This is a genomic window from Vibrio sp. V03_P4A6T147 (genome assembly GCF_002241085.1).
GTDB lineage: Bacteria > Pseudomonadota > Gammaproteobacteria > Enterobacterales > Vibrionaceae > Vibrio > Vibrio anguillarum.
Genome location: NZ_NDIO01000116.1, coordinates 1 through 9,389 on the forward strand (window position 1 = coordinate 1; position 9,389 = coordinate 9,389).

A 9,389-nucleotide genomic window follows, 5' to 3' on the forward strand; every position below is an offset into this window, starting at 1 on the left:
TAAGGGGTAAGGAATAGGTTATTTGTGCGATGCTTCAAAGTTATGACTATTCGCTAGCCTTTATGATTCAAATCCTTCCAAATAAAACGACTTATCAGAGGATTGGTCATGGCATCAGGTTCCGAAAAAATGCTAGACTATTGCACCTAATGGATCTCATACCATACTTGTGATGAGGTTATTAAAAGGATGTTGCGGTTCTGGCGTTTAAAACAAGCCAAAATCGGACACAGAAATGTCGTGTCTAAGGCTGGTTTAACTTTCATTTGGCCTCTTATCAAGAACGACCATGAAAGATAAACAAGCCTTGAACTTACGCAATTAAAAGAATCTTTTTCCCGATAAAATAGTGCAAGTGCGTATGATTACAATAAAAAGGGGTTTGGACCTTCCTATTGCAGGAACTCCTTCCCAGGTGATTAATGATGGTAAGACCATCACTAAAGTCGCCTTGCTTGGCGAAGAGTACGTTGGCATGCGTCCTACCATGCATGTTCGCGTAGGCGATGAAGTAAAGAAAGCTCAAATTCTTTTTGAAGATAAAAAGAATCCGGGTGTTAAATTTACTTCACCAGCAAGCGGTAAGGTTATCGAAGTCAATCGTGGCGCCAAACGTGTCCTACAATCCGTAGTGATTGAAGTGGCAGGTGATGAGCAAATCACGTTCGATAGCTTTGAAGCTAGCCAACTAGCAAGTATTGACCGTCAAACGGTTAAAACTCAGTTAGTTGAGTCTGGTCTTTGGACTGCGTTGCGTACTCGTCCGTTTAGCAAGGTTCCAGCAATTGAGTCTTCAACTCAGGCTATTTTTGTGACAGCAATGGATACCAATCCATTAGCGGCAAAACCTGAGACGATCATTAATGAGCAATCTGAAGCATTCGTCGCTGGTCTCGATATCCTTTCAACTCTGACTGAGGGTAAGGTTTACGTCTGTAAATCTGGTACTAGCTTACCACGCTCTTCACAGCCAAACGTTGAAGAACATGTGTTTGATGGCCCACACCCTGCAGGTCTTGTAGGGACTCACATGCATTTCCTCTATCCAGTAAATGCAGTCAATGTGGCGTGGAGCATCAATTACCAAGACGTGATTGCGTTTGGTCAATTGTTCTTAACCGGTGAGCTATACACACAACGAGTGGTGTCGCTTGCAGGACCCGTAGTCAACAAACCTCGTCTTGTCCGTACTCAGATTGGTGCTAGCCTCGAAGAGTTAACGGATAACGAATTGATGCCGGGCGAAGTTCGTGTCATCTCTGGTTCTGTACTTTCTGGTGTGAAAGCGGCGGGGCCTGTAGCTTATCTTGGTCGTTACCACCTCCAAGTATCGGTTCTGCGTGAAGGTCGTGACAAAGATTTTCTTGGTTGGGCAATGCCTGGCAAGAACAAATTTTCAGTCACTCGCTCTTTCCTTGGTCATCTATTCACAGGTCAGTTGTTCAACATGACAACCACAACCAATGGTAGTGATCGTGCGATGGTACCTATTGGTAACTATGAAAAAGTGTTGCCACTAGATATGGAACCAACGCTCCTACTTCGTGACCTATGTGCAGGTGACATCGATAGCGCTCAACGTCTCGGTGCCCTTGAACTGGACGAAGAAGATCTCGCATTGTGTACCTTTGTATGTCCTGGTAAATACGAATATGGTCAGCTACTTCGTGAGTGCCTAGACAAGATTGAGAAGGAAGGGTAATTTTCATGGGCCTTAAAAAGTTTCTTGAAGACATCGAGCATCATTTTGAACCTGGCGGCAAACATGAAAAATGGTTTGCCTTGTATGAAGCAGCCGCAACGCTTTTTTATACGCCTGGTTTAGTTACAAAACGAAGCTCACACGTTCGTGATAGCGTTGACCTCAAACGCATCATGATCATGGTTTGGCTAGCGGTATTCCCAGCGATGTTCTGGGGTATGTATAACGTTGGTCACCAATCGATTACTGCACTTAACCATCTGTATTCTGGCGCTGAATTGGCGACAGTCATCAGTGGTAACTGGCACTATTGGCTAACTGAAATGCTTGGCGGTACATTAAGTACGCAAGCCGGTTGGGCAAGTATGATGCTGCTCGGTGCGACTTACTTCCTACCTATCTACGCCACGGTATTCTTGGTCGGTGGTTTTTGGGAAGTGCTGTTTTGTATGGTGCGTAAGCATGAAGTTAACGAAGGTTTCTTTGTAACTTCAATTTTGTTTGCTCTGATTGTTCCACCCACACTGCCTTTATGGCAAGCCGCTTTAGGGATTACCTTTGGCGTGGTTGTTGCCAAAGAAATCTTTGGTGGTACCGGGCGTAACTTCCTAAACCCAGCATTAGCCGGTCGTGCTTTTCTATTCTTCGCCTACCCAGCACAAATCTCTGGTGACGTTGTTTGGACAGCTGCAGATGGTTTTTCTGGTGCAACGGCGCTAAGCCAATGGGCTCAAGGTGGTAACGGTGCTCTGATCAATAAGGTCACTGGCGAAGCCATTACTTGGATGGATGCGTTTGTTGGTAACATTCCTGGCTCTATCGGTGAAGTGTCGACGTTAGCACTGGCGATTGGCGCGGCATTTATTGTCTACATGGGCATTGCTTCATGGCGCATTATTGCGGGTGTTATGGTAGGTATGATTGCCATATCAACGCTGTTCAATGTTATTGGTTCAGACACAAATGCAATGTTTAATATGCCTTGGCATTGGCACCTAGTACTTGGTGGCTTTGCGTTTGGTATGTTCTTCATGGCAACCGACCCAGTATCGGCTTCATTTACTAATAAAGGTAAATGGGCATACGGTATTTTGATTGGTGCAATGTGTGTGATGATTCGTGTGGTTAACCCAGCTTACCCAGAAGGTATGATGCTGGCGATCTTATTTGCGAACCTATTTGCACCTTTGTTTGACCATATTGTGATTGAGAAGAACATCAAGCGGAGACTAGCACGCTATGGCAAGTAATAACGATAGCATTAAAAAAACGCTGTTTGTTGTTATCGCATTGAGCTTAGTGTGCTCAATCATCGTATCGACAGCAGCGGTTGGCCTGCGTGACAAGCAAAAAGTTAACGCAGTACTTGATAAGCAAAGCAAGATTGTTGAAGTTGCAGGCATTAACGAGTCTGGCAGCGTGCCAGAGCTTTTTGCTAAATACATTGAACCTCGTTTGATTGATTTTAAAACCGGGAACTTTGTTGATGGCGATGCAACGGCCTATGATCAACGCAAAGCTTCTAAAGACCCAGCTCAATCTATCAAGCTAACAGCGGAACAAGATAAAGCGAAGATTATTCGTCGTGCCAATACTGGGGTTGTTTACCTAGTGAAAAGTGGCGACGAGATTTCTAAAGTGATTGTTCCCGTTCACGGTAATGGTTTGTGGTCAATGATGTACGCATTTGTGGCTGTAGAAACCGATGGTAATACCGTTTCCGGCATTACTTACTACGAACAAGGTGAAACTCCGGGATTGGGTGGTGAAGTTGAAAACCCATCATGGCGTGCTCAATTTGTTGGCAAGAAATTGTTTGATGACAACCACCAACCTGCAATTAAAGTTGTGAAAGGTGGCGCTCCTGCCGGATCTGAGCATGGCGTTGATGGACTTTCTGGCGCAACACTGACCAGTAACGGTGTTCAACACACTTTCGACTTCTGGTTAGGTGATATGGGCTTTGGTCCATTCCTAGCAAAAGTTCGTGACGGAGGTTTGAACTAATGTCTAGCGCAAAAGAGATTAAAAAGAGCATTCTAGCGCCGGTGTTGGATAACAACCCAATCGCACTTCAAGTGCTTGGTGTCTGTTCTGCCCTTGCGGTAACCACTAAGTTGGAAACGGCGTTTGTTATGACGCTAGCCGTTATGTTTGTAACGGCTTTCTCTAACTTATTCGTTTCGTTAATTCGTCACCACATACCTAACAGTGTGCGTATCATCGTTCAGATGGCGATCATTGCTTCATTGGTTATTGTTGTTGACCAGATCCTACGTGCTTACTTATACGATATCTCGAAACAGCTATCGGTGTTCGTAGGGTTGATCATTACTAACTGTATCGTAATGGGCCGTGCTGAAGCATTTGCAATGAAGTCGGCACCGATTCCTTCCTTTATCGATGGTATCGGTAATGGTCTGGGTTATGGTTTTGTATTGATCACTGTTGGTTTCTTCCGCGAACTTCTTGGTTCAGGCAAGCTATTTGGAATGGAAGTTCTACCTCTTGTGAAAGATGGTGGCTGGTATCAACCTAACGGTTTGATGCTGCTAGCACCTTCGGCATTCTTCCTAATTGGCTTCATGATTTGGGCGATTCGCACGTTCAAACCTGAACAACTAGAAGCGAAGGAGTAAGGGCGTTATGGAACATTATATCAGTTTGCTTGTTCGATCGATTTTTATCGAAAACATGGCACTCTCTTTCTTCTTGGGTATGTGTACATTTCTTGCTGTATCTAAGAAAGTAAAGACATCGTTTGGTTTAGGGATTGCGGTTACTGTTGTTCTGACCATTTCAGTACCAGTGAATAACTTGGTTTATAACTTGTTACTTAAACCGGGTGCATTGGGTGAAAATATTGATCTTACATTTCTAAATTTCATTACCTTTATCGGTGTTATTGCCGCATTGGTACAGATCTTAGAGATGATATTGGATCGTTTTTTCCCACCTTTGTATAACGCGCTGGGCATTTTCTTACCTTTAATCACAGTGAACTGCGCCATTTTTGGTGGTGTATCTTTCATGGTTCAGCGTGATTATAACTTTGCTGAATCCGTCGTTTACGGTTTCGGTTCGGGTGTGGGTTGGATGTTAGCTATTGTCGCTCTTGCCGGTATCCGTGAGAAAATGAAATATTCAGATGTACCTCCGGGTTTACGTGGTTTAGGGATTACCTTCATCACGGCGGGTCTAATGGCGTTAGGCTTTATGTCTTTCTCTGGTGTTCAACTGTAAGTCGGGTAAACCGCAACAATTAAGGAATAGTCAATGGACATTATTCTTGGTGTAGTGATGTTTACCCTGATTGTTCTAGCACTCGTTTTGGTAATTTTATTTGCTAAATCTAAGCTAGTTCCAACAGGCGACATTACAATTTCAATTAACGGTGATGCAGATAAGTCTATTGTGACTAATCCAGGTGGTAAGCTACTGAGCGTACTTGCAGGTTCTGGTGTCTTTGTATCATCGGCGTGTGGTGGTGGTGGCTCTTGTGGTCAATGCCGTGTAAAAGTGAAATCTGGCGGTGGTGATATTCTTCCTACTGAACTTGATCATATTACTAAAGGTGAAGCTCGTGAGGGTGAACGTTTAGCGTGTCAAGTGGCTGTGAAAACAGACATGGATATTGAACTTCCTGAAGAAATTTTTGGTGTTAAAAAGTGGGAATGTACCGTTATCTCTAACGACAACAAAGCCACCTTCATTAAAGAGCTTAAACTTCAGATCCCTGATGGCGAGTCAGTACCTTTCCGTGCTGGTGGTTACATTCAGATCGAAGCGCCAGCACACCACATCAAATATTCAGATTTTGACGTGCCAGAAGAGTATCGTGGCGATTGGGACAAATTTAACCTGTTCCGCTACGAGTCAAAAGTTGATGAAGATATTATTCGTGCTTACTCAATGGCGAATTATCCTGAAGAGTTCGGTATTATTATGCTAAACGTGCGTATTGCTACGCCGCCGCCTAATAATCCCAATGTGCCACCGGGTCAGATGTCTTCTTACATTTGGTCACTGAAAGAAGGTGATAAATGTACTATTTCTGGTCCATTTGGTGAGTTCTTTGCCAAAGATACGGATGCAGAAATGGTCTTTATCGGTGGTGGTGCGGGCATGGCTCCAATGCGCTCACACATCTTCGATCAGCTTAAGCGTTTAAAATCTACCCGTAAGATGTCTTATTGGTATGGTGCGCGTTCTAAGCGTGAGATGTTCTACGTTGAAGATTTTGACGGCCTTGCAGCTGAAAACTCGAATTTCGTATGGCACTGTGCGCTTTCTGATCCAATGCCTGAAGATAACTGGGATGGATACACAGGTTTCATCCACAATGTATTGTATGAAAACTATCTGAAAGACCATGAAGCGCCTGAAGATTGTGAATACTACATGTGTGGTCCACCGATGATGAATGCGGCTGTGATTGGCATGCTGAAGAACCTTGGTGTAGAAGATGAGAACATCCTTCTTGATGACTTCGGTGGTTAATTCACTGAAGTAAGTAAAACTTATGGCTGGCTCTGATGAGTCAGCCATTGTTTTTTTAGTTTTAGTTTTGCCTTGTGGCTTTGAATTCCAACTCAGTTAACATAGAAAATAGGTGTAGGAATTTCTTTTCTATAACCACTTCTTTTCTATATTCACTTTCATTTTTAGGAGTAAACAAGTGAAAAAATGGCTTGTTGCGTTAGCTTCTCTATTCATCTTGGCGGGTTGTGAAAAATCGGTTGAGCAAGTTCATCTCAGTGGCCCTACTATGGGCACGACTTACAATATTAAGTACCTGAAAGCTGAAGGGATCCCTAGCTCGGAGGCTCTCCAAAAGGAAGTTGATCGGTTATTGGAAGAAGTGAACGATCAAATGTCGACCTATCGTAAAGATTCCGAGCTCAGCCGTTTTAATCAATATCAAGGAACGGAACCTTTTACGGTTTCTTCTCAAACCGCAATCGTGGTGAAAGAAGCGCTGCGTCTTAACGGTCTTACTTTAGGTGCATTGGATGTCACTGTTGGTCCTTTGGTTAACCTATGGGGTTTTGGCCCTGAAGCTCGTCCTGATGTGGTGCCAAGCGATGCTGAATTGGCTGAGCGTAAAAACAATATAGGCATTGAGCATCTTAGCGCAACCGACACTACGTTAAGTAAAGATCTTCCTAATCTCTATGTGGACCTTTCAACTATTGCGAAAGGATGGGGAGTCGACGTGGTTGCTGACTACATTCAATCACAAGGCATTGCCAATTACATGGTTGAAGTCGGTGGTGAGATGCGCTTAAAAGGCGTAAATCGAGAAGGCGTAGCTTGGCGAATCGCCATAGAAAAACCGACAGTTGATGAACGTACCGCTCAAGAGATCATTGAACCTGGTGATCTGGCAATTGCCACTTCAGGTGATTACCGCAATTATTTTGAGCAAGATGGTGTGCGTTATTCTCACATTATCAATCCAATCACTGGAAAACCCATCCATAATAAAGTGGTATCGGTTACCGTTTTGGACGCATCTTCAATGACGGCAGATGGCCTAGCGACTGGATTAATGGTACTAGGAGAGACGAAAGGTATTGAGGTTGCAGAGCAATACAATATTCCTGTGTTCATGATTGTGAAAACAGAACAAGGTTTTGAAGAGATTGCCTCCAGCGCATTTAAGCCATTTCTAAATAAAAAGTGAGTTAAGTTATGAATACTTTTTTCATTACATTCAGTGTATTTCTGTGTGTCATTGCCGCGATGGCGGTTGGCTATGTCTTTCAAAAGAAAGTAGTCAAAGGCAGTTGTGGTGGATTAGGTGCTGTTGGCATTGAAAAAGTGTGCAATTGCCCAGAGCCTTGTGATGCACGTAAAAAACGCGAAGCTAAGGCCGCAGCAAGAGCTGAAAAGTTAGCGCATTGGGAAAAAGATCGTATCGCCTGAGCTACGATTAAAGAGCCTGTTTTGTGCAGGCTCTTTAATTTTTAAAAGCAATTCATTTCAATCCATAGAAACCAAGAATATACTGTTTATGTATACAGTCTTTTGATGGTTTTGAATTGGAAAATAAAATCAAAAAAATTATCCATATTGATATGGATTGTTTCTACGCTGCGGTAGAAATGCGTGATAACCCCGAATATAGGCATCGCCCTCTAGCCGTTGGTGGTCATGAAAAGCAGCGTGGTGTGTTAAGTACTTGCAATTATGAAGCGAGGAAATTTGGCGTTCGTTCCGCAATGCCGACTGCTCAAGCCTTAAAATTATGTCCCAATCTGCTGGTCGTTCCGGGGCGGATGTCGGTATACAAAGCTATCTCCATTCAAATCCGACAGATATTCGAACGTTATACTTCCATTATTGAGCCGTTATCATTAGATGAAGCATTTCTTGATGTGAGTGATTCACCGTTATGTCAAGGAAGCGCAACATTGATAGCTCAAGCCATTCGCCATGATATTCACAACGAACTCCAACTGACCGCCTCTGCAGGTGTAGCACCTGTAAAATTTTTGGCTAAAGTGGCCTCTGATATGAATAAGCCTAACGGTCAATTTGTAATACCACCCGATAAAGTACAGCAGGTGGTCGATTCATTGCCGCTAGAGAAAATACCCGGTGTCGGTAAGGTTAGTCTGGAAAAGTTGCACCAAGCGGGTTTTTATAAGTGTGAAGATATCAAGCTAACGGACTATCGAGAGTTACTTCGTAACTTTGGCAGATTAGGCGCTTCACTATGGAAGAAAAGTCATGGAATTGATAATCGCGAAGTCGTGACAGAGAGGGAGCGCAAATCATTAGGTGTCGAAAGAACATTTAGTCAAAATATCTCAAGTTATGAAGAGTGCTGGCAGGTGATTGAACATCATCTCTATCCAGAGATAAAAGCGAGGTTAGACAGAGCGAGTGTTGATGGTTCGATTGTCAAACAAGGGATCAAAGTCAAGTTTGCCGATTTTCAAATTACGACGATTGAGCATCTTCATCCACAGTTAGAGCTCAATGATTTTCGAACCCTTTTGGAGAATATTTTGTTGCGGCAAAACGGGCGAGAAATTCGCTTACTTGGTTTACAGGTGATGTTAAAGCCAGAAATGCTCAATAAGCAGCTCAGTTTTTTTTAAATTAGTGAAACAAACTAACATTTATGTCATTAAATTGACGGTTTTTAGGTTGAAATCATTTATATTGCTAGCGAGAAATACTAACTCATCAAATATCCACACCTGATATGGTTAGTCATAAAACGATCGATGAGAGAGAACAATGAAAAAAGTAGTGTTAGTCACTTTAATGTTGTTGAGCTCCCCTTTGTGGGCAGCGCAGTGCCGGGTTGATGTGAACCATGAAGTTCACCTTGATGGTGATAAGGTTGAAATTCTCAAAACGAGCACCGACACTGTTTTGATAGATAAACAGAATAATCTCTATATCCGTGGTGAAAAGATGGAGCTCGACAGTGAGCAGAAAACGGCCCTTGAGCAGTATAGAGAAAGCATGAATGCTTCATTGCCTAAAGTAAAACAGATGGCGAGTGATGGCTTAGCGTTGGCGAATGATATTTTGGATGATGTTGCGAAAAGTATTGAATCTCCCAACGCCTTCGATAGCGCCAAGCAATCCATAGCCGCTTTTTTTGCCAATATTGAATCTCGTTATTACAAAGATGGTGAGCTGGTTCTCCCTGCGCAGACTTTTGAAT

10 protein-coding genes are annotated in these 9,389 nt (G+C 43.2%); all 10 read left to right on the plus strand.

What is annotated here, in order from left to right:
- Positions 1–361 precede the first annotated feature (361 nt).
- Entirely contained in the window at positions 362–1,702 is a 1,341-nt protein-coding gene (locus B9J84_RS04540) for a Na(+)-translocating NADH-quinone reductase subunit A (protein WP_026027642.1), read from the plus strand.
- 5 nt (positions 1,703–1,707) lie between these two features.
- Complete coding sequence (locus B9J84_RS04545; RefSeq protein ID WP_013856172.1) at positions 1,708–2,952, plus strand: NADH:ubiquinone reductase (Na(+)-transporting) subunit B; 1,245 nt, start codon at positions 1,708–1,710, stop codon at positions 2,950–2,952.
- Positions 2,942–3,709 (plus strand): Na(+)-translocating NADH-quinone reductase subunit C, encoded by a 768-nt coding sequence (locus B9J84_RS04550; protein WP_013856173.1) that lies wholly within the window; start codon positions 2,942–2,944, stop codon positions 3,707–3,709. The genes B9J84_RS04545 and B9J84_RS04550 overlap by 11 nt, the downstream gene beginning before the upstream one ends.
- Entirely contained in the window at positions 3,709–4,341 is a 633-nt protein-coding gene (locus B9J84_RS04555) for an NADH:ubiquinone reductase (Na(+)-transporting) subunit D (protein WP_013856174.1), read from the plus strand. Before B9J84_RS04550 ends, B9J84_RS04555 begins: the two co-directional genes overlap by 1 nt.
- A 7-nt stretch (positions 4,342–4,348) precedes the next feature.
- Entirely contained in the window at positions 4,349–4,945 is a 597-nt protein-coding gene (gene nqrE / locus B9J84_RS04560) for an NADH:ubiquinone reductase (Na(+)-transporting) subunit E (RefSeq protein WP_013856175.1), read from the plus strand.
- Positions 4,946–4,978: 33 nt separating this feature from the next.
- Positions 4,979–6,202 carry an NADH:ubiquinone reductase (Na(+)-transporting) subunit F gene (gene nqrF / locus B9J84_RS04565; protein WP_013856176.1) on the plus strand — a complete coding sequence of 408 codons (1,224 nt, stop codon included), beginning with the start codon at positions 4,979–4,981 and terminating at the stop codon, positions 6,200–6,202.
- Between the two features lie 178 nt (positions 6,203–6,380).
- Positions 6,381–7,388 carry an FAD:protein FMN transferase gene (locus B9J84_RS04570; RefSeq protein WP_094123634.1) on the plus strand — a complete coding sequence of 336 codons (1,008 nt, stop codon included), beginning with the start codon at positions 6,381–6,383 and terminating at the stop codon, positions 7,386–7,388.
- 8 nt (positions 7,389–7,396) lie between these two features.
- Complete coding sequence (gene nqrM / locus B9J84_RS04575; RefSeq protein ID WP_013856179.1) at positions 7,397–7,630, plus strand: (Na+)-NQR maturation NqrM; 234 nt, start codon at positions 7,397–7,399, stop codon at positions 7,628–7,630.
- A 116-nt stretch (positions 7,631–7,746) separates the two neighbouring features.
- Positions 7,747–8,811, plus strand: a complete 1,065-nt coding sequence (gene dinB / locus B9J84_RS04580; protein WP_094123635.1) for a DNA polymerase IV — start codon at positions 7,747–7,749, stop codon at positions 8,809–8,811.
- A gap of 142 nt (positions 8,812–8,953) precedes the next feature.
- On the plus strand, positions 8,954–9,389 hold a 436-nt coding region (locus B9J84_RS04585), incomplete at its 3' end, for a DUF2884 family protein (protein WP_143698834.1).

Excerpts from the sequence above, each read along its gene's own strand:
- B9J84_RS04540 (WP_026027642.1), top strand. The coding sequence starts at position 362 with ATGATTACAATAAAAAGGGGTTTGGACCTTCCTATTGCAGGAACTCCT.
- B9J84_RS04545 (WP_013856172.1), top strand. The coding sequence starts at position 1,708 with ATGGGCCTTAAAAAGTTTCTTGAAGACATCGAGCATCATTTTGAACCT.
- B9J84_RS04550 (WP_013856173.1), top strand. The coding sequence starts at position 2,942 with ATGGCAAGTAATAACGATAGCATTAAAAAAACGCTGTTTGTTGTTATC.
- B9J84_RS04555 (WP_013856174.1), top strand. The coding sequence starts at position 3,709 with ATGTCTAGCGCAAAAGAGATTAAAAAGAGCATTCTAGCGCCGGTGTTG.
- nqrE (WP_013856175.1), top strand. The coding sequence starts at position 4,349 with ATGGAACATTATATCAGTTTGCTTGTTCGATCGATTTTTATCGAAAAC.
- nqrF (WP_013856176.1), top strand. The coding sequence starts at position 4,979 with ATGGACATTATTCTTGGTGTAGTGATGTTTACCCTGATTGTTCTAGCA.
- nqrM (WP_013856179.1), top strand. The coding sequence starts at position 7,397 with ATGAATACTTTTTTCATTACATTCAGTGTATTTCTGTGTGTCATTGCC.